This is a genomic window from Adlercreutzia rubneri (assembly GCF_009755265.1).
Classification (GTDB): Bacteria; Actinomycetota; Coriobacteriia; order Coriobacteriales; family Eggerthellaceae; genus Adlercreutzia; species Adlercreutzia rubneri.
On the sequence record NZ_WPOO01000003.1, the window covers coordinates 39174 to 60584 of the forward strand.

Below are 21411 nucleotides of genomic sequence, written 5' to 3' on the forward strand. Positions count from 1 at the left end.
CCGTTCTGGGGCAGCAATGCGAAGAGACCAGCAGCAGGATGCTTGCAGCTACGCGACCCGCTTCTACGCGACCCGCTTCTACGCGACCCGCTTCTACGCGACCCGATTCTACGCGACCCGATTCTACGCGACCCGATTCTTTCCGAAGATGGTCTTGCAGCCCTTGACGGCCAAGATGACGGCGAACACCATGAGCAGCACGCCAATGACCAGCTGCAGCACCGTAGCGGCATCCATCGTGCCGGCCGCCAGAAGGCCGATCTTGGCCCACACCGTCAGCGCCAGCGAGGTCAGCGTCACCACCATCATGAACGCCATGGGGAAGTAGAACATCTTGTTGTTGCGGCCGGCGTTACCCAGCCACGCGCACACAGCGAGCAACCCGAGCGCGGCCAGCAGCTGGTTGGCGGCGCCGAACAGCGGCCACACGAGCTGGTAGCCGGTCATGCCCAGCCCCACGCCGAGCACCACCGTGATGATGGTGGCGACCCAGGGGTTCACGAGCACCGCGCGCCAACCGGTAAGGTCGCTTGCCTCCATGCCGTGGGGCGTGAAAAGCTCCTGGAACATGTAGCGGCCCAGGCGCGTCGCGGTGTCGAGCGAGGTCAAGCAGAACACCGACACCGCCAAGACAAGCAGAGCGTAGACGACCGACTCCGCGCCGGCGAGCCCGGGCACGCAGGCGAGCATCTGGGAGAGGCCCGCGGCGAAGACCTGGGTCGGCGAGGCGTAGGTGCCGTCCATGTAGCCCGAGAACACGAAGGCCACCGCGCACAGCGAGATGACCGCCACCAAGCACTCGAGCAGCATGCCGCCGTAGGCGATGGGCTGCGCCTCGGCCTCGCGGTCGAGCTGCTTGGAGGTAGTGCCCGAGGCCACGAGGCTGTGGAAGCCGGAGATGGCGCCGCAGGCGATGGTGATGAACAGCGCCGGGAACAGAAAGCCCGAGGCAGCCACCTTGGATGTGCCAGCCGCAGCGGAAAAGCCGGTGAATGCGGGAATGTCCAGCGAGGCGGCGTTGCCCATGACGCCGGCGCCGATGATACCGACAAGCGCCAGGGCGATCATGCCGTAGAGCAGATAGCTCGACAGGTAGTCGCGCGGCTGCAGAAGGATCCACACCGGGGCCACGGAGGCCACGAGGATATACAGGCCCACAAGGATCATCCAGGTGGTGTTGTCCAGCGCGATCACCGGCAGATTGTAGCCGAGGGCCACGACGACCACGATGATGGCCAGAGCTGAGACGATGTTCGCGGCCGCGGGGATCTTGCGACCACGGGTGATAACGCCGTAGATGACGGCTACCACGATGAACAGCACCGAGATCATGGCCGTGCGCATGTTGGCCAAATTCCCCGTCTCGACTGCCACGGCCTTGGCGGCGTCGTCAGTGGGCACCGGTGCCACAGCAAAGGTGCTCGCCACGATGGAGGCGAAGGCGGCCACCACCAAAATGAGCGTCAGGTACGAGAAGATGCAGAACAGCTTCTTGGCCGTGTCGTCGATGTTCTCGGCAATGACCGTCGCGAGCGTCTGCCCCTTGTGGCGAATGGAGGCGAACAGCGCGCCGAAATCGTGCATGGCGCCGAAGAAGATGCCGCCGATGAGCACCCACAGAAGCACCGGCACCCAGCCGAAGATGGCCGCCTGGATGGGGCCGTTGATGGGGCCGGCGCCGGCGATGGACGAGAAATGGTGGCCGAGCACCACGTAGGGCGCGGCGGGCACGTAGTCCTTGCCGTCCTCGAACTCGTGGGCCGGCGTGGGGCGGTTGGGGTCGATGCCCCACTGCTTGGCGAGCCAGCCGCCGTAGAAGACGTAGCCGCACACGAGAACCGCGATGGCTACCAGAAGAATGATCAGGGCATTCATAACGTACTTCCTCTCTTCTCGCCCTGGGCTTCAAAGAGAGGGCGCGCGCCATCGCAGGCTCGGCCCTCCCGATCTTGCGGAAACGCCGGGGCGGACGCGTCAAGCCGATGCCCATCGCGCACGGCGTCGCGAACAGCGCTGCTCGCGTTGCCGCAACGAGCGTCGCGCACAACAACGCCGCCGTCGATGAACGCATTGGCCTGGAGCGTTTCCCCCAGCGGTTTTCCCTGTGAATTGGTCGTCACGCGCCCGCGCGACAAGTCGGCCACCGCCAGACGCAGATCGGCCCACCCCCGCCAGCCGAGCGCGAAGTTCTTGCGGAAGCGGGTGCGCCGCACGCGCTCCCACGCGAGATCGTCCACGGCATCGGCGACGATGGCGAGCGACAAGTACGTCGTCATGTGATCGGGCGCAGGCCGCACGAGGGAGAGCCCCTCGCCGGTAACGCAGCCGACCAAGTCGTCCAGCTCGCCTGTGGTCAGGCGGGGCGTGCCCCAGAAGAACAGGTGCTCGTGGCTGGCCGCCTCCCACAACTTCGCGCGCTTGACGAGCACGTACTGAGAGACCGAGGAATGGAACTCGGCGTAACCCGGGAAGGTGCGGCCGGCGAAGTCGTGGTCGCGCTCGACGTCGAACCACGCTTCATGGGCGGCAAGAAGTCGCTCGATGACTTCTCCACGGCCTGCCAACGCCATCGCCTTCTTCCCATTGATGACCGAAAAAGTTAACTTTGCGAGCGTAGTACTTACGACTGGGCGATGCAAGAACTTTTTTGACGGCTCGTCAGGTTTTTACGGAGTGGAAACGCTCGGCGATGCCGCTAGAACACGACCCCCAGGCCATTGCAGATAAGGCCCCAGAACACGCCTATGGCGTACAGCACCGCGATGATGGCGACGTTCTGCTTCCAGTGGCGATTGGCCCGGGCCAGCACGAGCAGCCCCACGCCAGCGGAAACGAGCAGTCCCGCGAGCATGGCCCCAGCACCCAGGACGCCCTCCACATACAGCTGGGCGATGACCACGCTGGCGGCGCAGTTCGGAATAAGGCCCACAAGCGCGGTCGCGAACACCGAGAAGCTCGGGTTGTCGCCGAGAAACTGGGCGAGCGCGTCCTCCCCCACCGTTTCCAGCACGACGTTCAGCGCAATGGTGATGAGGAAGATGAACAACGTCACCTGCACCGTATGCTTCGTGGCGCTCTTCAGGATGCCCTTCCAACCGTGCCCGTGCTCATGGGTGTGCTCCACGTCATCGTGGTGCTCGTAGGCGCGCTCGGGGGCCTGCTCGCAGGTGTGACAGTCGTGGTTGCAGCCGCACTGATCCTGCTCGCACAGCTCGTGGATGCGCAGGCGCTCTTTGTCGCGGCGCGCCAGGCGCAGCACGGCATCCACGATGAAGCCCATGACCATGCCGATGACCACCTTCGCCCCCATGATGGACAAGATGGTATTGCCGGGCACCGCCTCGGCCAGGAAAATGGGCAGCATCTCGTCGGAGGTGGAGAGGAACACGGCAAAGAGCGTCCCCAGCGTTATCACGCGACCCGCGTACAGCGTGGCCGCCACGGCCGAGAAGCCGCACTGGGGCACCACGCCCAGAAACGCGCCCACGATGGGCCCGGCCGCACCGGCGTGGCGAATGGCCTCCTGGGTCTTGCCGCCGGTCTTGTGCTCGAGCCACTCCATGGCCAGGTAGGTGACGAACAGAAACGGGATGAGGTACAGGGTGTCGGCCAGAGAATGCTCCAGCACGTGTTCGGCTATGTGCGCGATGGTTTCCATGGATCTAAGATTCTAACGCGTCTGTGGCGATATCCACCGAATCGTTGCCCTCCTCCACGATCAGCGGGCCCTCCACCTTCTGATCTTTGGGCAAAAGCAAGCTCGCCAGAATGGCCACGACGAAGACCACGGCCACGCAGTTGTCGGCAAAGACGCTCTGCACGAGCTCCGGGAAGATAGCGAAGATGTCGCCCATCTGCGTAAACCCGATGCCGACAGCCAGCGACAGCGCGGCGATGGTGATGTTGCGCTGCGAGAAGCCGGCGTTGGCGATCATCTGGAAGCCGCTGACGATGATGTTGCCGAACATCATGATGGTGCAGCCGCCGAGCACCGCCTCGGGCAGCGATGCGAACACGAGGCTCACCACGGGCACGAAGCCGGCGAGCACGAGCACGACCGCTCCCGTGGCGATGGCGCGACGGTTCACCACGCCGGTCATGGCGATGAGGCCGACGTTCTGCGAGAACGAGGTGACCGGCGAGCAGCCGAACACGCCGGCGAGCGAGCTGACGAGGCCATCGGCCGTCACGGCGCCGGAGAGCTCCTTGTCCGTGGGGTTGCGGCGCAGCGCGGCGGCCGTGAGCGCCGAGCAGTCGCCCACGGTCTCGGTGGCGGAGACGAGGAAGATGAGCGTGACGGTGATGATGGCGCCGAGGTTGAACTCCGGCGTCACAGGCAGCACGCCCGGCAGCGAGAAGAGCTGCGCCGAAGCGAAGCCGGAGAAGTCCACTTTGCCCAGCGGAATGGCCACCAGATACCCCACGACAAGGCCGAAGAGCACCGAAAGCTTTAGTGGCGCCCTTGGCGAGGCCCTGGAACACAAGGCACGCCAGAAGCGAGACGGTGCCGAGGATGAGGTTCGTGGCGCTGCCGAAATCCTCCGCGCCGGAGCCGCCGCCGAAGGAGGCCGCCCCCACGCCGAGCAGCGAGAACCCGATAGAGGTCACCACCACGGCCGCCACGATGGGTGTGATGATACGCCGCCACCAGCGGGCGAACAAACCCAGCAGCCCCTCGATGAGGCCGCCGACGATGACCGCTCCCACGAGCGCCCCGTAGCCCTGGGTCGCCGCAATGGTGCAGGCCACGGAAACGAACGTGAAGCTGATGCCCATGACGATGGGAAGCCCGCTGCCCACCCGCCACAGCGGGAACAGCTGCACGAAGGTGCCGATGCCGGCGATGAACATGGCGTTCTGGATGAGCGTGGCCCGCAAGTCTTCGGGAAGGCCCGCCGCTGCCGCAATGATCGCGATGGGCGCCAAGTTCGCCACGAACATGGCCAGCACGTGCTGCAGGCCGTAGGGGAAGGCCGCCAGCCAGCCGATCTCGCCATCAAGGGACGAGAGCGCCTTCATCTTCGGGTCGATGAAAACCACGCCGCCCTCGCTTTCCACGTTTCTCTTGCGGCTCATGAGCGGAACTCGATGGCGCCGGTAGCGGGATCCATGGCCTCGACGATGGCGAGCGACTGCAGGTCGTAACCTGCCTCGCGCAGCTCGTCGCCACCGGGCTGGAAACCTTTCTCAATGGCGATGCCGATGCCCTCCACAGTGGCCCCGGCACTCTCGCAGATCTCGAGCAGCCCGCGCAGAGCGCAGCCGTTGGCGAGGAAGTCGTCGATGATGAGCACGTGATCGTCGGGCCCCAGGAAACGGGTGGAGACGATGACGTCGTAGATGCGGTTGTGGGTGAAGGACTGGATGCGCGTGGAATACATGGTGCCGTCCAAGTTGATGGACTGGGTCTTCTTCGCGAACACCACGGGCACGCCGAAATGATGCGCCACCACGGCGGCGATGCCGATGCCCGAGGCCTCGATGGTGAGGATCTTGTTAATGGGCTTGCCCGCGAACAGGCGCTTCCATTCCTCGGCCATCTGGGAGAACAGCTCAATGTCCATCTGGTGGTTCAAGAAGGCGTCCACCTTCAGCACACCGCCCGCCTTCACCACGCCATCGCGGCGAATGCGCTCTTCCAACAATTCCACGGAAACCTCCTTGGGCTTCGGGGCCATTTTCGCGTATCGCACTATCTTAGGAGATCGCGCCCCTCTTGGGAACGACTGCCGAAAACACCCATAGAAAAGGATGTGACCGCGAATTGGCTGTTAGCACAGCTTGGAAAATGTGCTTTTTTGAATAGGGATTTGACCTGGTATTTTTTGAGTTTTACCAGGTCAAAATGGGTGTTTTCCGAAAACAAAAAAGCACATTTTCCAAGCTGAGCGATCCAAAAAAGCACGATTTCCAAGATGCACAGCAAAAACCTGCGCGCAACAGGAAGGGCGCCCCGGAGGGCGCCCTTCTGCGAGTTAGTAGGTTACGCGGTTAGGCCGCGCGCAAGTTTTCCCTGCTTGGGGCCTAGTACATTCCGCCGCCGCCCTGCATGCCGGCAGCCAGAGCGCTCAGATCGGGACCCTCCTTGGGGATCTCGTTGATGGTGGCCTCGGTGATGAGGATGAGGGCCGCCACGGAGGCCGCGGACTGCAGCGCCGTGCGGGTCACCTTCACCGGGTCGTTCACGCCCATCTCGATCATGTTGCCGTACTCGCCGTTGGCGCAGTTCAGGCCCTCGCCCTTCGGCAGGCTCTTGACCTTCTCCACCACGACGGAGCCCTCGAAGCCAGCGTTCTGGGCGATGGCGCGCATCGGGGCCTCGATGGCCTTGCGGATGATGTCGATGCCGACTTCCTCGTCCTTGTCGTCGGCCTTGACGGCGTCCAGGGCGCCGATGGCGTCCACGAGCGCCACGCCGCCGCCGGCGACGATGCCCTCTTCCACAGCCGCACGGGTCGCCTGCAGGGCGTCCTCGATGCGGGACTTCTTCTCCTTCAGCTCGGACTCGGTGGCAGCGCCCACCTTCAGCACGGCCACGCCGCCGGAGAGCTTCGCCAGGCGCTCCTGGGCCTTCTCGCGGTCGAAGTCGGAATCGACGCGCTCGAGCTCGGCACGGATGATCTGGATGCGGTTCTCAATGTCTTCCTTCTTGCCCGCGCCGTCCACGATAAGGGCGGTGTCCTTGGTGACCTTCACGGTCTTGGCGGTACCGAGCATCTCCATCGTGGCGTCGGCCATGGTCATGCCAAAGTCCTTGTCGATGACCTGGGCGCCGGTGACCACGGCGATGTCCTCGAGGATGCGCTTGCGGCGGTCGCCGAAGCCGGGAGCCTTGATGGCCACGACGTTCAGGGTGCCGCGCAGACGGTTCAGCAGGATGGTGGACAGGGCCTCGCCCTCGACGTCCTCAGCCACGATGAACAGCGGGCGCTGGGCGCGCATGACTTCCTCCAGCAGCGGAACCATGTCCTGGATGGAGTTGATCTTCATGTCGGTCAGCAGGATGAAGGGGTCCTTCAGCACCGCTTCCATCTTCTCCATATCGGTGGCCATATAGGGGGAGATGTAGCCGCGCTCGTACTGCATGCCCTCGACGATGTCCATGTCGATGCCGAAGATGGTCTGGGACTCCTCCACGGAGATGGCGCCGTCGTTGCCCACGGCGTCCATGGCCTCGGCGATCTTGTCGCCGATGGCGGCGTCGCCGGCGGAGATGCGGCCGACGTTGGCGATCTGCTCCTTGGTGGACACCGGGGTGGCGTCGGCCTTGATGGCGGCCACGATGGCGTCGGTGGCCTTCTCGATGCCGCGGCGAATGCCCAGCGCGTCGGCGCCAGCGGTCACGTTCTTCAGGCCCTCGGAGACGATGACGTCGGCGAGGAGGGTGGCGGTGGTGGTGCCGTCGCCGGCCACGTCGTTGGTCTTCACGGCCACCTCGCGCACCAGCTGGGCGCCCATGTTCTCGACCGGGTTCTCCAGCTCGACTTCCTTGGCGACAGTCACGCCATCGTTGGTGATGAGCGGGGCGCCGTAGGACTTCTCCAGAGCCACGTAGCGGCCCTTGGGGCCGAGCGTCACCTTGACGGCATCGGCCAGCTTGGAGACGCCCGCGGCCAAGCCGGAGCGGGCATCGGTATCGAACTTGATTTCCTTAGCCATAAGTTCGCGTTCCTTTCAGTGGATCTATCTTCTCGGTTTATCTTCTCAGTTATTCAACTACGGCGTAAATGTCGTCGGCGCGCAGAATCAGCACGTTCTCGCCGTCCAGCGTCACCTCAGTGCCGCCGAACTTGCCGTAGATGACCTTGTCGCCGACCTTAATAGGCATAGGAAGCAGCTTGCCGTCCTTGTCCATCTTGCCCTCGCCCACGGCGATGATGGTACCGGTCTGGGGCTTCTCCTTGGCATCGGAGGCCAGGAACAGGCCGGACGCGGTGGTAACCTCGGCCTCGTCCTGCTTCAGGATGACGCGGTCGCCCAGAGGCTTCAAATTCATAGCTTGCCGTCCTTTCAATGGTTGTTGTAGCGCCTTCGCGCAACTTCCAATTTAACCACTCGGTTAGGTTAAGTGCTAGCACTCGGTAGCAACGAGTGCTAAACAGTTACGCATCATAACAGCTACGGGAAGGAATGCAAGAGGGGACGGAGAAAAACTTGAGTTTTTTTCACTCAAGTTTCCTGTGATTATAATCTTGATCAGGGATTACTTTTCAAGTTGGAATTTGTGCAGGTGAACAGTCTCCCTAGGGGGCAGGCGTCACCAAACCCGTCTCGTAGGCAAAGACGACGAGCTGGGCGCGGTCGTGAGCATCAGTCTTAGCCATGACGCGGGCCAGATGCGTCTTCACCGTGGCCGGCGAGATGAACAGCTCTTCGGCGATCTCGTCGTTGGAAAGGCCCCGGGCCACCAGCACGAGAATCTCGCGCTCACGGTCGGTGAGGCTCGTCAGCGCGGCGCGGCGAGTCTCGGCCACATCGGCGGCGCCCCAGCCGCCCCGCGGGCGCGCGGCCACGAAGGTCTCCACCAGCCGGCGCATCACCGAGGGCTGGATGAGCGCGTCGCCTCGGGCCACGACGCGGATGGCCGCCACGATCTCGTCGGGGTCGGCGTCCTTCAGCAAAAAGCCGCTCGCCCCGGCGCCCAGAGCATCGTAAACGTACTCGTCCACGTCGAAGGTGGTGAGCACGAGCACCCGGGTTTTTGCGAGCAGCGGGTTGCCCGTAATGGCGCGGGTGGCCTCGATGCCGTTCATTTCAGGCATGCGGATGTCCATGAGTACCACGTCGGGCCGAAGGCGCTGCGCCTCCTGTACCGCATCGGCCCCGTTTCGGGCCTCGCCGACGATCTCGATGCCCTCGTAGGTGCCGAGAATGGCCTTGAAGCCGCCGCGCACGAGATCCTGGTCGTCCACGACGAGCACGCGGATGGGATCGGCCTCACTCATGGGTCTCCTCCTTCTGGCTGAGGGGAACGCTCACGGCAATGCGCACGCCGCCGAGCGGACTTGGGAACGCGGAGAACGTGCCCTGTAGAAGCCGCGCGCGCTCGCGCATGCCGAGCAGGCCGTGGTGACCGGCCGCGGCGGCCGGGGCAGCGAGCCCCTTCCCGTCGTCGTCGACGACAAGCTCGGCGAAGCCCTCCCGCTTCGTGGACAGTGCCAGCGTCGCACGGCGCGCCCCGGCGTGGCGCACGATATTCGTGGCCGCCTCACGCGCGATGCCGAAGAGGGCCACGTCGATGAACGCCGGCACGCAGGCGCGGTCGTAGGCGGTCTCGTCCAGCGTGACCTCGATATCGGCACCTTCCAAATAGGACACCAAATCGCCCATGCGATCGGTGCCCTGGGTGGGCGTCGTCTCGGCCGGCCCCTCCCCCGCGCGCAGCACGCCGATCATGGCGCGGATTTCCTCCAGAGCGCCCTTGGCGGTGCGACGCACCTCGGCGATGGCCTCCTTGGCGGCGGCGGGATCGCGATCGACCAGGCGCTCGGCGGCCGCGGCCTGGATACTCACAGCCGACAGCGAATGGGCCGTGATGTCGTGCACCTCCCGGGCGATGGAGACGCGCTCGGCCTCCACCCGGCGGCGCGCCTCGGCGTCGCGGCCGCGCTCGGCGGCAATCGCGCGCTCCTCGATGGCGCGGGTGCGCTCCTGGTGCTCGTGCAGGGCGTAGCCGGCGAAGGCGGCGGCCAGGGCCAGGGCCATGTTCTGGAACACGGTGAGCTGCGTCAAGATGCGCGACTGCTCCGGAGGCGCCGGAGCGAACAGCAGCACGAGGCACATGACCACGCACGCGATAGCCGCCTCGGCCCGCGATCGCGCCGAGGCCAGGGTGAACAGCGCGATGAGGGGCCCGGCCACGGAAAGGGCGATGCCGTTCAGCTCCGCTTGAAGCAGACCCCAGCTGACCAGGCACCACACGAACACGGCCCAGGGGAACTTGCGCCGCAGCACGAGCGGCAGCGTGGTGAGCGCGATGGCCAGAAGCGAGAGGCCCGAGGGCACCATAGCCTGGATGCCCATGAGCCGGCGCATGAACTCGTCGGGGATGAGCAGGTTAACGGCCACGGTGAGCTGCAGGCAGCAGAACCCGAAGGCCCCCGCCGCGATGACGGCGTCGATGAGCCAGTCGGTGGCCGTAAACTTCGGGGTATTTCGAAAGATCTTATCCATGACCGCTATGGTAAACGACCGGACGCCCACGCGCCATACACCGCGGGGTGTATGAAACGAGCCTGTTGAACAACGCCGACCCCAGACGGGGCTCGTTCGCCAGCAGGACGCGGGATCGCCAGCGGGACGCAGCTTCGCTAACGGGACGCGGGATCGCCGTAGAACGGCGCGTCAGGGTACGGAGGCTCCAACGCACGCTTGAAGGCGTTGGCGTCGGTACGGGCGATGACGTAATCCACCAAATCGCGGCTCAGGCCGCTCTCGGCGACGATAGCCGCCGCATCCTTCCCCTCTTCCACATAGGCGACGAGAATTCGATCCAGCGTGGCGTAATCGACGCCGAGGGACTTCTCGTCCTCCTGATCGGGCGCGAGTTCCGCGCTCGGCGGCTTCACGAACACGTTCACGGGAATGGGGCCAGTACCGCCCTCTTCCACGGCCCGGCGGTTGCGCCAGCGCGCCATGGCGAAGACGTCGGTCTTGTACACGCCGCCCAAGGGCGCGAAGGCCCCGGCCGTGTCGCCGTAGAGCGTGGAGTAGCCCATGGCCGCCTCGGACTTGTTGCCCGTGTTCAGCATGAGCCAGCCGTGGGCGTTCGAAAGCGCCATGAGGCACACCATACGGCAGCGGGCCTGGGTATTCTCCGCGGCAAGCCCGGTGAGCGCCCCGCCGCAAGCGCGGGCGAGCACCGCCTCGAAGGCCTCGAAGGGCTCGCAGATGGGCACCGTGATGTTGGAGATGCCGAGGGCTAAGGCCAGCGCCTCGGCGTCGTCGATGGACGACTCGCTAGAATAGGGGCCCGGCAGCATGACCCCGTGCACGTGATCGGCCCCCAGGGCGTCGGCAGCCATGACGGCGACGAGCGTGGAATCCATGCCGCCGGACAGCCCGATGACCACATCGGTAAAGCCGGCGCCGCGCACGAAGGCGCCCAAGGCGTCGGTGCAGGCCACGTACATCTGCTGGGGGTTCATAGGCGTCCTTTCTATAGCAAAAGCGCTGCCACGAGTATGGCAGCGCTTTGTTTCGGGTCGGTTGCCGACGTGCGTCGTTCCGGTGGCGCCCGCAGCCGTCACTCTTCCGGCAGATCCACCTCGATGGAGTCGATCTGCAGCTCGCGCCCGGCCAGAAGCTCCGTCGCGAACGAGTCGCAGACGGGGCAGAAGCGGTTGTAGAGGTCGTGCTCGAACTCGTGGCCGCATTCCAAGCAGACGCTGCGCGGGCGGATCATCGTCAGATCCAGCGTGGCGCCCTGGGTGAACGGGTCGGCCTCGGCCAGGGCCTCGAAGGCGAACACGAGGGCATCCTCCACCGCCTCCGTGGCCTCGCCGATGGAGACCCTCACACCCAGAAGCCGCGTCGCGCCGGCCTCGCGGGCCGCCTCCACGGCGGCGTCCATGACGCCGGTCATCAGTCCCAGCTCGTGCACTTACTCGTCCTCTTCCTTCGCCAGCTCCTCGTTCTGGCGCTTGATACGGCGGCCCAGCACCACGCGCGCGATGAGCAAACTGCCCTCGTAGAGCATGATCATGGCGGCGAACATGAGCAGCATGGTGACCGGCGAGGCGTCGGGGGTGACCACGGCGCAGATGACCATGAGCACCACGTAGACCGTCCGCCAGCTGCCGCGCAGCTTCTTATAGGGGATGACGTCGAAGATGACGAGGTAGAACACGATGAGCGGCAGCTCGAAGGCGAAGCCGAAGCCGAGCTCGAACTTGATGATGATGTCGATGTAGGAGCTCATGCGCGGCGCCACATAGCCGAGGCCCATGGCCTGGTCGGTGAGCCACTGGAACGCCGGGTTCAAGATGATGAGGTAGCAGAACACCGTGCCGATGATGAACAGGGCCACGGCGGCGGCGAAGGTGGGCATGAACCACTTGCGCTCGCTGGGCTTCAGCGCCGGCAGGAAGAACGCGAGCAGCTGCCACAGGATGACGGGGGACGTGGCCACGATGCCCGCCCACAGCGAGATTTGGAAGCGCACGGAGAACGCCTCGAAGGGGTCGATGGCCTGAAGCGAGGCCATGCCGTCGACGTTGGGCAGAAACTCCGCGATGGGCATGAGGAGGAACTGGCCCATGGTAGGGGTGGCCATGTAGAACACGACCACGGCCACGGCGAGGCAGGCGACGATGCGCACAAGGCGCATGCGCAGCTCGCCGAGATGGTCGAATAGCGGCATGCGTGCCGGTCCGATAGGCATCGTTACGCCTCCTTCTTCTCGTCGGCAGCGGCGGGGGCAGCCGCATCGGCGGCCTCGGTCACGGCCTTGGCCTCTTCGGCGGCCTTCTTGGCCTCCGCCTCGGCCTTCCGCTTGGCGGCCGCTTCCTCGCGCTTCTTGGCCGCTTCGGCCTTGCGCTTCTCAGCTGCGGCCTTGCGCTCCTCTTCTTCCTTCTTCTTCAGCTCCGCTTCCTCGGCGGCCTTGCGCTCGGCGCGCTCGCGGTCGTAGCGAGCCTTGCGCTCGGCGAAGCTCTCGGGCTTGGCCGGGGCCTCCTCGGCCTTATCGGCTGTGCCCTCGCCGTCCTGCTCGGCCTTGGCCGCAGCAGCTGCGGCGGCGCCGGCGGCAGCGGTGGAAGTGCTCTTCTTGGTGGTTGCGCTCGCCTTCTTCGACACAGCGCTCGCGGCCTTCTTGGCGCCCTCGGCGCCCTTCTTGGCCTTGGCCGCCGCCTCGTCCAGGGCGTCGAGCGGATTCTTGAAGGGATCCTCGGCGTCCTTGTCGAACACCATCTCCCCCTTCAGCACCCCGCTCATTTCCTCCTGGGCGTTGCGGAACTTCGCGATGGCCTTGCCGAGGGTCTTCGCCATGGCCGGCAGCTTATCGGGCCCGAAGATGAGGAACCCGAACAGCAGAATGAGGAAAAGCTCGAATCCGCCGATTCCAAACACGACTGATATCCTTTCAACAGCTCTACAGCGAGAGCACGGTCAACGCCATAGTGGGAATGCCCAAGGCGAGTACGAGAATGATGCACACGACCACGGTGAAGATCTTCTTGGTGCGCGCCTTGGCCTCGGCGGCCTCCTTGGCACGGCGCTCGCGTTCCTCGGCCTGCTTGATGCGCTCAGCCTGCTGCTTGCGCGTGGGGTTCTTCGCGCCGGTCTTGTTCTTCTTGCTCGACATCGCGGGTACTCCTCAGGTTCCCAACTTCAAGTATACGCAAATATGGCATTATCGCAGAAGCGGGCGCGCCGCGCCAGCGAAAATGCCTGCCGCGGCGCGCCCTCCACGAATTCACAACTGCGCCGAGCACCCCGCTCAGCGATTGCGCCCGCTAGGCCTCGGGGCGCAGCTTGGAGCGGATCTCGATGACCCGCGCGATGCTCTTCGCCACTTCCACCTTCACGTGCCAGCGGTTCTTCTCGTACAGAACGTTGCCGTCGACCATGGTCATGAGCACGTCGGCCGTGGTGCAGGTGTTCACCACGGCGGCCACCGGATCGGTCGTGAAGGACTGATGCGAGCTGGACAGATCCACGGCGATCATGTCGGCGCATTTGCCGATCTCCAGCGACCCCACCTTATCAGCAATGCCGAGTGCCCGCGCGCCGCCGAGCGTGGCCACCTCGAGCATCGTATGGGAGTCGAGGAAGCGCCCGGGGTTCACGGCGCGCTGCAGCAGCATGCCCAGGCGCATCTCCGAGAGCATGTCGGTGGATTCCGTGGCCGCCGGCGAGTCGGTGCCGAGGCCCACGCGCAGGCCGGCGCGGATGTACTCGTCCAGCGGCGCGACGCCCATGCCCAGCTGGGCCGAGGTGCGCGGGCACACGCAAACGGCCACGTTGTGGGAGCGCAGCTTCTTCAAATCCTCGTCGTCCACGTAGACCGCGCCGATGATCATGACGTTGTCGGCGTCGAAGGCGTTCCAGTTGAGAGCATAGCGCACCGGGCTCACACCCGTGGGCAACCAGGGCGGAATCTCCACGTAACCGCGCTTCACATCGCCGCCGTGCACTTGGAAGGGCGACGAGCCGTAGCGCACGAAATCGGACTCCTCACGGCTGCCGGCGAGCCACAGGGCCACGGGCAGATCCTCCTTCTGGGCGAATTTCGAGATAGCGGAAAGCATGGCCGGGTGGTTGGTGAACAGGGGCGCCGCGGCAATGCCGATGGCGACGCGGTCGGAGTCGACCTCCTCGCGCCAGTGCAGGATGTCCTTCTGGGCGAACTGCATGGCCGCGTCGATGCGGTTCTTGTCCATGGCGCCCACCTGGCGGTAGATCACCGAGCGCAGGCCGAGCTTGTTCACGGCCGTGCAGGAGGCGCCGGTCAGCGTGATGTCGGCCACCGTGGTGATGCCGCTGGAGAGAGCGTCCAGGCCGCCCAGAATAGCGGAGTCGAACCAATCTGAAGCTTCCATGCGCCCGCTTTTCTGGGCCACTTCCGCGAGCCACTGCACATAGGGCGCGTCGTTCACCACGCCGCGCAGCACCGATTGCTCGAGGCGCGTATGCAGGTCAACCAGGCCGGGCATGACGGCGGCCAGACCCTGGTCGACGACCTCTTCCTCGGGGTAGCGCAGGCGCAATTGCTCGGCCTTCCCGATGTCGCGAATGACGCCGTCGCGCACGAGGACCGCGCCATCGATGATGGGCTCGGAAGAAACCGGCAGGATATACTGGGCACACAGAAGCATGGTACCTCCCAATTCATGAGGGGCGTGTTCAATTAGCCACCCATGATAGCACGGCGCCGCGCCGCCTAGGGATATGCGCCCTCGATTTGCGGGCGAGTGCCCTATACTGGGGCCAAACGACGATACGAAGGGCGCGATCTTGCGGGATCGGCGCGCCGCACGAGGGAGTTTTACGCCTATGACCATCGACACCGCCACCGGGCTCGAGGCCCCGGCCGAGCTTTCCAGCGAGCGCGTGCGCGACATCTTCTCGCATATCGCCCGGAAATACGAGCGGTTCAACGCCCTCTCCAGCTTCGGCGCCTACAAGCTGTGGCTCGCGGGCATGATGCGCCAGGCCCCCATCGATGAGAGCCACGACGTGCTGGACATCGCGGGGGGCACCGGAGACGTCACCTTCACCGTGGCCCGCACCAAGCACCCGAGCCATATCCAGTGCACCGATTTGGTACCCGAGATGCTGGACGTGGCGCGCATGCACATCGATGAGGGGGACGGCGCCGGCGTGCCCATCGATTTCGAGGTCGTGGACGCCCAGGACATCCCCTACGCGGACGCCTCCTACGACGTCATCACCATGGCCTACGGCATCCGTAACATGCCCGACCGGCCCCGGGCGCTTTCCGAGATGTTCCGCGTATTGAAGCCGGGCGGCTCGCTCGTGTGCCTGGAGTTCTCCACGCCGCCCAACGGCGCGTGGCGGGCGCTGTACCACTTCTACCTGCGCCACCTCATCCCGTTTTGGGGCGGCCTGGTCACCGGCGACAAGGACGGCTTCGTGTACTTGGCGAAATCGATCCGCGCCTTCCCCGACCAGGAAGGCCTGGCGGAGATGATGCGCGAGGCCGGCTTTACCGACGTCACCTGGAAGAACTACACCGGCGGCATCGCGGCCGTGCATGTCGCGAAGAAGCCGGAGTAAACGAGCAGCCCATGTTCGGGTTCGTGGTGGCGGATGCGGGAGCACTTTCCGAGGAGGAGAAAGAGCGCTACCGGGCGGTGTACTGCGGGCTGTGCCTCGCGCTGCGAGACCGGTACGGGCAGCTGTCGCGGGCGTGCCTGACCTACGACCTCACCTTCTTCGTGCTGCTGTGCAACTCCCTGCATGAGCCTGCCGAGACGCAGGGCACGAGCCATTGCGTGATGCACCCGGCACCGGCCGCCCCGCGGGCATGGGCGCGCTCGGCGTGGACCGACTATGCCGCCGACCTTTCCGTGGCACTCGCCTACCACAAGGTGCTCGACGACGTGGCCGACGACGGCGATCTTGCGGCACGGGCGGCCGAGCGCCTGCTCGCCGGCGCCTACGAGCGGGCCCGGGCGCGCATCCCCGAGCAGTGCGCCGAGATTGAGCGAGCCATGGCGGCGATTCGGGCTATCGAAGGCGCTGAACGCAACAACACACCGGCACTTTCGGACAGCACTGAAACCGCTTGCGTCTCTCCTCTTAGCGCAGACGCAACCGATACCGCCCTCGCGTTCGACCCCGATGCCGCAGCCCGCGAGTTCGGGCGCATGCTCGGGCGGCTGTTCGCCCACAACCAGGGCTTCTGGGCCGAGGCCATGGAGGCTTTGGGCAACGGCTTGGGGCGCTTCATTTACCTGATGGACGCCACCGTGGACTTCGCCAACGACGCGCGTACCGGCAGCTACAACCCCTTCGTAACGCTCGGCTCTGACGCCGATGCCATGCGCGCCACGCTGGCCCTCGCCGCCGCCGATGCGGCCGCCCCCTACGAGCGCCTGCCGCTGGTGCAAGACGCGCACCTCATGGACGCCATTCTGTACTCCGGTGTCTGGGCCCAGTTCAACAAGGCCTATCCGCCCCAAGACGCCCTCGCGCAAAATGAAGGGAGCCCGCAGAGCGAACCCCCTCGAAACTGACCGACGCGCGCAACCGCGCTGACGCTACTTGATGAAGGCGCCAAGCAGGCTGGCGGCCTGCTTGTAGAACGGCACGCGGGAATCCTTCTCGCAGGCCTCGGCGAACTGGGGCATCCACACCTTCGCGTGCTCGGTCATGAACTCGTCCCAGGCCGCCTCCGGAGAGCCGCCGGGCAAATCGGCCGAGGCCACCACGTCGCCGGGCTCGGAACCGTCGTCCTCCGCGTCGAACTCGTCAATCTCCTCGCCGATCTCCTTGTACTGCGCAGCCTGCTCCTCGGTGGGAGCGCCGTCGCCACCGGCTTCCACATCGGCCTCGGCCGCCTCGTCCATAACGTCGGCCGCCGCGCGCAGGGCTAGGTACTCCAGCAGCTCCAGCTCGGTCCACACCGCGTCGAGCGGCTCGTTGGTGCCCTCGGGACGACCCAGGCCGCAAGCCTTGCAAAAGCGCTCCACGGCCATGGAGTGCGGGTTCACGAACAAGAGCGGCTGCACGCCCTCGGCCTTGGCCCGCCACACGCCCTCGTACGGGCTGCACGCCGCCTCGGGAGCGCCCACGAACAGGCGCGTAGCCTCGGGGCGCAGCTCCTTCTGGATGTCGTCCGGGTCGGGCAGCGCAGCGGCCTCAGCGGCACCGGGGGCCGTAGCGACCGTCCAGTCGAGCCCCAGCACACCGGCAATCTCGTCGGCGGCCTCGCCCCACTCCCCCGAGGCGATGGCCTCGGCGAGCACTTTGTCCTCCGGATAGCGGAACGACAGCGCCAAAAGCTCGCACATCGCCGCGCGAGCCTGCCAAATGTTTGCGGATACGGTCATGGAAGTTCCTCCTTTGCGGATGGGTTTTATCAACGAGAAGCATAGCATTGTGCGGCCCCGTTGTCGGCGTAGCTTCGCGACCAGCGTCGCAACTCCATGGCTGACGCCGAGCGCCCTACTGCGCAGAAGCCTCGCTTGTGGCGACGAACCGATAGGGCACGGCGCGATCTTCGAACAGCGCCAGCAAGTCGGACAGAGGAACGCGCAGCGTGGCCGTGTTGTCGTTGGGATGCACGCCCACGGCCGGCCAATCGCGCAAAGCCGCATCCAACACCACCTGCACTTTCCCTTCCGTATCGTTCAGCACGCCGAAAGGAGAGACCGCCCCACCGCGCAGACCGAGAATTCCCTGCAAGTCCTCTTCCGAGGCAAAACGCAAGGGCCGCGCTCCGAGAGCCGCCCGCAAAGCCTTCAGATTCGCCGGCTTATCCTCGGGCATGACGACCAGATAGTAGTTGCGCTTCTTGTCGTCGCGCAAAAAGAGGTTCTTCACCACCACATTGGCGAAGGGCAATGAGAGCGCATCCATCGCCTCCATGGTGAAGACCGCCTCGTGATCGACTCGATCGTAGACAACCCCGCGACTGTCCAGATACGCGCACACCTCTTCTTTTCCAAATGTCACGGCCCCGCTCCTTTCCGCCGTCCGGCATCGCCTATCGCAAACACGCCGTCGATTTCTCTGCGGCACAGTATAGCGAAGAAAAGCGGGGTGGAAGACTAACTTGGATCAGCGGCCCATCAGGCAATCGCTTTCCGCAGCGCGAAGACCCCTGCGTTGCCGTAGAACCGCCAGCGCGGCGGGAGCGCGCACGACCAGATGCACGAGCAGGGCCGCCAAGAGCACCTTGGCCGCCACCGCGTGAAGCGGATCCCAAAAGTGGTAGCCCGAGGCGTACAGCCCCAGGGAGGGCAGCACCGTCCCCGACACCATGACGCCGGACACGACGCACACAGCAAGCGCCAGGAGCAGCACGGCGTTCAGAACGAGCTGGCCCACGCGCCCGCGGCCGCCCAGACCTTCCCCGCTCTCGACCACATGGGCCGCGACCATGATGAAGGCGCCGAGCCCAAGGAACTCGTGCAGCGGGATGCCCGTGAGGGCCGGGTTGGCCGCCAGCAGGTACACGGCGAGCACGGCGATGTCGAACAGCGCATGGCTACGCTTCATAGCAGGCCTCCTCTTCGCCGGCAGTCCTACGAGCGCCGCGGCCCATGCGGCGCACGAGCAGCCACAGCCCCAGCACGAGGGCCACCGGCATAAGTATCCACACGTTCAACGACATGTCGGAGGCCTGATGGTAGCGCTCGATCAGCGAGCCCCACCCATGGCACTCCGTCGACGCGCAACCGGCCTCGGGGCACACCATCTCGTGAGCCCCGTCGGGCTCGGGCACCGCCTCGAACCCATGGCACGCGTCCGACGCGCACCCCGCGGCCGGACACGGCGAATCAGCGGCGATGGGCTGGATAGCCGTCGAGGGCGCAGCCGCAAAGCCGACCATCGCCACCGCGCCCACGAGCGCCGCCAAGACAGCGGTGGCGACCAACTTCTTCAGCATTGCGAATCTCCTCCCTTTCGCTGAGCCAGACAATTTTCAAGCCATTATTGGACCAAGATTTTCGAGTTGTTAGGGGTTTGCTTGCGCGCTCGGAGAGCCCACAGGGAAAGCGCGGAAGCAAAACCCCAGGTCGTAGAGTTTTCTCCCAACCGATACGGCCAATGGCGCGCGCAACGACACCTAACAACTCGAAAATTTCGCTCCCACGCTTCACTTTTATTTTCTGAGACTTCCTTTGTGGAGCATCCCCTCCGAAACCACACTCGCGAATGCGCCACGTCTATCTCACCAAAGGGACCCGCGCCGGGAAGGGGCGGCGCGGGCCTGCACATAAGAGGGACGGTTACTCGGAAGGCGCCTCGTCGTCTTTCGGGCGAAGGGGCAGGAGCTTAATGCCCAGCAGGAACACCAGCACGCCCAGGGCCACGACGCCGAGGGTCACGCCGAGCTCCAGCGGCGTCGGCCAGTAGACCATGCCGCCGTAGATGCCGGAGAGGCCGGAATCCCACGCCGTGTGCTGCATGGGGGTTAGCGGGCCGGCGTAGTCCAGGTTGGCGATCTGGAAGCCGCCGACGAGCAGCTGCACGCGCTTGCAGAAGATGCCGAGGATCGCGAGCAGCGAGCCGGCGACCAGCAGGGCGTTGGTGCGCAGCGCCGGCGTGAAGCAAATGACGGCGCAGAGGGCGCAGCCGACGACCTCCGTCCAGAAGTAAGGGACGAGCGGGCCGGCCGTCAGCATGGCGACCACCTCCGCGCCCGAGCCGCCGGGGAACGCCTCGGTGAGCAGGTCGCAGCCGAAGAAGTACAGGTCCACCACGACGAAGGCGCCGAGCAGCTTGGCGAGCTTCACCAGGTAGGCCTGGTCGAGCGAGAGGTATCCCGCGCGGCGCAGCGCGATGGCGACCACCATCACGAGCGCCGTGCCGCACACAAGCGCCGAGGACACGAACCAGGGGGCGAGCAGGGCCGTGTGCCACATCTCGCGGCCTTGCTGAAGCCCGAAGATCCAGGCGGTCACCGAGTGCACGAGCACGGCGGTGACGAGCGCCACGACCGAGATCACGCGCAGGGCGGTGTGGGACACCTTGCCCGCGTCGGCCCGCACCTGGGCCCACAGGTACACGCAGGACAGGATGAGGTAGGTTCCGAGCACCACGATGTCCCACATGAGCGGGCTGCCTAGGTTGGAGTAGGCGAACAGCTCCCACAGGCGCGCCGGCTGGCCGAGGTCTACCACCACCATGCCGATGGCGGCCACGGTGCAGGCGATGGAGCTCATGACGGCCACCTTGGAGATGCCGCCGAAGCCCGCGATGCCAAAGGCCTTGGGCACCGACGAGATGATGAGGCCGCCGGCCGACAGGCCCACGAAGAACATGAACGACGTGATGTAGAGGCCCCACGAGCTCAGATTGCGCATGCCGGTCTGCACCATGCCGCCCGAGAGCTGCACACCCCACAGCACGATGCCGGCAACCATGATGACGGCCGAGACGCCGATGGCGGCGTTCAGCCCCTTGCCGCCCCATGCGGCCGTCTTAGCAGCGACCGCCTCATGGCTTTTTGAGCGGCCCTTGGCCGCACTAAGGTCGAGGTCATCATCGACGATGGCCCCAGTAGAGAAATCAGACATGAGAATCTCCTAGAAGTAGGCGGGCGGCGCAACCACGCCCCGCCCGCGATATCGCATGACGAGGGAAAGCGCCCTACACCAGGTAATACACCGACGGCTTCGTTCCCTCTTCAGGAAGCAGCTGCTTGTACTCGCGCGAAGCTATAAGCTTGGAAATTTCCGAATTCGGATCGTCCAAATCGCCCCAATGCCTAGCCTTTGCCAAGCATGCCTCTACGCAAGTCGGCTCTTCTCCACGGGCAAGCCTATGCCAGCACATTGTGCATTTTTCCACCGTATGCTTCTGGTGTTCAGGCGCATCTGTGTCTCCAACGGCAAATCCTATTGAATGAGTCGGCTCATCCCAATTGAAAGAACGAACCCCCGTATAAGGACAAGCAGCTATGCACATACGACATCCAATGCATTTATCATAATCTTGCCTTACCGCACCGGTATCCGGATCTTTAAACGTTGCACCGACAGGGCAGACCTTCACACATGCAGGATTCTCGCAATGTTGACACGCAACGGTTACATACTCCTTGCTGAGATTAGGAAACGTTCCACTCGCTGTATCCATGGAGGCGCCACCATTTGTCAAAACGCGGTTCCAGATCACATCGTCTGGTAAATTATTCTCAATTTTGCATGCTATAGAACAGGTATGGCACCCGACGCACCTTATTGTATCTATGGCAAAGCCGTATCTCGATCCACTCAT

At 64.9% G+C, this 21411-nt stretch carries 22 protein-coding genes and 1 pseudogene; 2 read left to right on the forward strand and 21 right to left on the reverse strand.

What is annotated here, in order from left to right:
- Positions 1 to 123: 123 nt before the first annotated feature.
- The 15 genes and pseudogenes from GO707_RS02765 to GO707_RS02835 form a co-directional block, all read right to left on the reverse strand.
- Positions 124 to 1875: a carbon starvation CstA family protein gene (locus GO707_RS02765; protein WP_157011964.1), complete on the reverse strand. Its 1752-nt coding sequence runs from the start codon at positions 1873 to 1875 to the stop codon at positions 124 to 126.
- Positions 1872 to 2570 carry a DUF8052 family protein gene (locus tag GO707_RS02770; protein ID WP_157011966.1) on the reverse strand — a complete coding sequence of 233 codons (699 nt, stop codon included), beginning with the start codon at positions 2568 to 2570 and terminating at the stop codon, positions 1872 to 1874. Before GO707_RS02770 ends, GO707_RS02765 begins: the two co-directional genes overlap by 4 nt.
- A 125-nt stretch (positions 2571 to 2695) precedes the next feature.
- Positions 2696 to 3658, reverse strand: a complete 963-nt coding sequence (locus tag GO707_RS02775) for a putative manganese transporter (RefSeq protein WP_157011968.1) — start codon at positions 3656 to 3658, stop codon at positions 2696 to 2698.
- Between the two features lie 4 nt (positions 3659 to 3662).
- Positions 3663 to 5076 (reverse strand): annotated as a pseudogene (locus tag GO707_RS12830) (uracil-xanthine permease family protein).
- Entirely contained in the window at positions 5073 to 5651 is a 579-nt protein-coding gene (locus tag GO707_RS02785) for a xanthine phosphoribosyltransferase (protein WP_022740429.1), read from the reverse strand. The pseudogene GO707_RS12830 and the gene GO707_RS02785 overlap by 4 nt, the downstream one beginning before the upstream one ends.
- A gap of 373 nt (positions 5652 to 6024) precedes the next feature.
- Positions 6025 to 7659, reverse strand: a complete 1635-nt coding sequence (gene groL / locus GO707_RS02790) for a chaperonin GroEL (protein ID WP_022740430.1) — start codon at positions 7657 to 7659, stop codon at positions 6025 to 6027.
- A gap of 49 nt (positions 7660 to 7708) precedes the next feature.
- Positions 7709 to 7996 carry a co-chaperone GroES gene (locus GO707_RS02795; protein WP_114539634.1) on the reverse strand — a complete coding sequence of 96 codons (288 nt, stop codon included), beginning with the start codon at positions 7994 to 7996 and terminating at the stop codon, positions 7709 to 7711.
- A gap of 247 nt (positions 7997 to 8243) precedes the next feature.
- Positions 8244 to 8945, reverse strand: coding sequence for a response regulator (locus GO707_RS02800; RefSeq protein ID WP_114548775.1), 702 nt, complete (start codon positions 8943 to 8945; stop codon positions 8244 to 8246).
- A complete protein-coding gene (locus GO707_RS02805; RefSeq protein ID WP_157011972.1) occupies positions 8938 to 10173 on the reverse strand; it encodes a sensor histidine kinase in 1236 nt (411 codons plus the stop codon). Before GO707_RS02805 ends, GO707_RS02800 begins: the two co-directional genes overlap by 8 nt.
- A gap of 137 nt (positions 10174 to 10310) precedes the next feature.
- The gene (nadE, locus tag GO707_RS02810) at positions 10311 to 11147 is read right to left on the reverse strand and encodes an NAD(+) synthase (RefSeq protein WP_157011974.1); all 837 of its coding nucleotides are present in this window, start codon (positions 11145 to 11147) and stop codon (positions 10311 to 10313) included.
- A 98-nt stretch (positions 11148 to 11245) separates the two neighbouring features.
- Positions 11246 to 11602: a hydrogenase maturation nickel metallochaperone HypA/HybF gene (locus GO707_RS02815; RefSeq protein WP_114548778.1), complete on the reverse strand. Its 357-nt coding sequence runs from the start codon at positions 11600 to 11602 to the stop codon at positions 11246 to 11248.
- A complete protein-coding gene (gene tatC, locus GO707_RS02820) occupies positions 11603 to 12382 on the reverse strand; it encodes a twin-arginine translocase subunit TatC (RefSeq protein ID WP_157011976.1) in 780 nt (259 codons plus the stop codon).
- A gap of 2 nt (positions 12383 to 12384) precedes the next feature.
- Entirely contained in the window at positions 12385 to 13065 is a 681-nt protein-coding gene (locus tag GO707_RS12020; protein ID WP_114548780.1) for a Sec-independent protein translocase subunit TatA/TatB, read from the reverse strand.
- Between the two features lie 22 nt (positions 13066 to 13087).
- Positions 13088 to 13300, reverse strand: a complete 213-nt coding sequence (locus GO707_RS02830; RefSeq protein ID WP_114548781.1) for a CASC3 protein CASC3 — start codon at positions 13298 to 13300, stop codon at positions 13088 to 13090.
- Positions 13301 to 13451: 151 nt separating this feature from the next.
- Positions 13452 to 14813 carry an amidohydrolase family protein gene (locus GO707_RS02835; protein ID WP_157011978.1) on the reverse strand — a complete coding sequence of 454 codons (1362 nt, stop codon included), beginning with the start codon at positions 14811 to 14813 and terminating at the stop codon, positions 13452 to 13454.
- Positions 14814 to 14991: 178 nt separating this feature from the next.
- Between GO707_RS02835 and GO707_RS02840 the strand changes: the two genes are divergently transcribed.
- Positions 14992 to 15735: a class I SAM-dependent methyltransferase gene (locus tag GO707_RS02840; RefSeq protein ID WP_157011980.1), complete on the forward strand. Its 744-nt coding sequence runs from the start codon at positions 14992 to 14994 to the stop codon at positions 15733 to 15735.
- 11 nt (positions 15736 to 15746) lie between these two features.
- Positions 15747 to 16697, forward strand: coding sequence for a DUF5685 family protein (locus tag GO707_RS02845; RefSeq protein ID WP_157011982.1), 951 nt, complete (start codon positions 15747 to 15749; stop codon positions 16695 to 16697).
- A 24-nt stretch (positions 16698 to 16721) separates the two neighbouring features.
- Here GO707_RS02845 and GO707_RS02850 read toward each other — a convergent pair whose 3' ends face one another.
- From GO707_RS02850 to GO707_RS02875, 6 genes are all read right to left on the reverse strand, one after another.
- On the reverse strand, positions 16722 to 17513 hold the full coding sequence (locus GO707_RS02850) for a TorD/DmsD family molecular chaperone (RefSeq protein ID WP_157011984.1): 792 nt from the start codon (positions 17511 to 17513) through the stop codon (positions 16722 to 16724).
- 115 nt (positions 17514 to 17628) lie between these two features.
- On the reverse strand, positions 17629 to 18138 hold the full coding sequence (locus tag GO707_RS02855) for a prolyl-tRNA synthetase associated domain-containing protein (protein WP_237974325.1): 510 nt from the start codon (positions 18136 to 18138) through the stop codon (positions 17629 to 17631).
- 105 nt (positions 18139 to 18243) lie between these two features.
- Positions 18244 to 18684 (reverse strand): DUF4405 domain-containing protein, encoded by a 441-nt coding sequence (locus GO707_RS02860; protein WP_114539624.1) that lies wholly within the window; start codon positions 18682 to 18684, stop codon positions 18244 to 18246.
- Positions 18674 to 19075, reverse strand: coding sequence for a hypothetical protein (locus tag GO707_RS02865; protein WP_114539623.1), 402 nt, complete (start codon positions 19073 to 19075; stop codon positions 18674 to 18676). Before GO707_RS02865 ends, GO707_RS02860 begins: the two co-directional genes overlap by 11 nt.
- 343 nt (positions 19076 to 19418) lie before the next feature.
- Positions 19419 to 20708: an NrfD/PsrC family molybdoenzyme membrane anchor subunit gene (gene nrfD / locus GO707_RS02870; RefSeq protein ID WP_114539622.1), complete on the reverse strand. Its 1290-nt coding sequence runs from the start codon at positions 20706 to 20708 to the stop codon at positions 19419 to 19421.
- Positions 20709 to 20781: 73 nt separating this feature from the next.
- Entirely contained in the window at positions 20782 to 21411 is a 630-nt protein-coding gene (locus tag GO707_RS02875) for a 4Fe-4S dicluster domain-containing protein (protein ID WP_114539621.1), read from the reverse strand.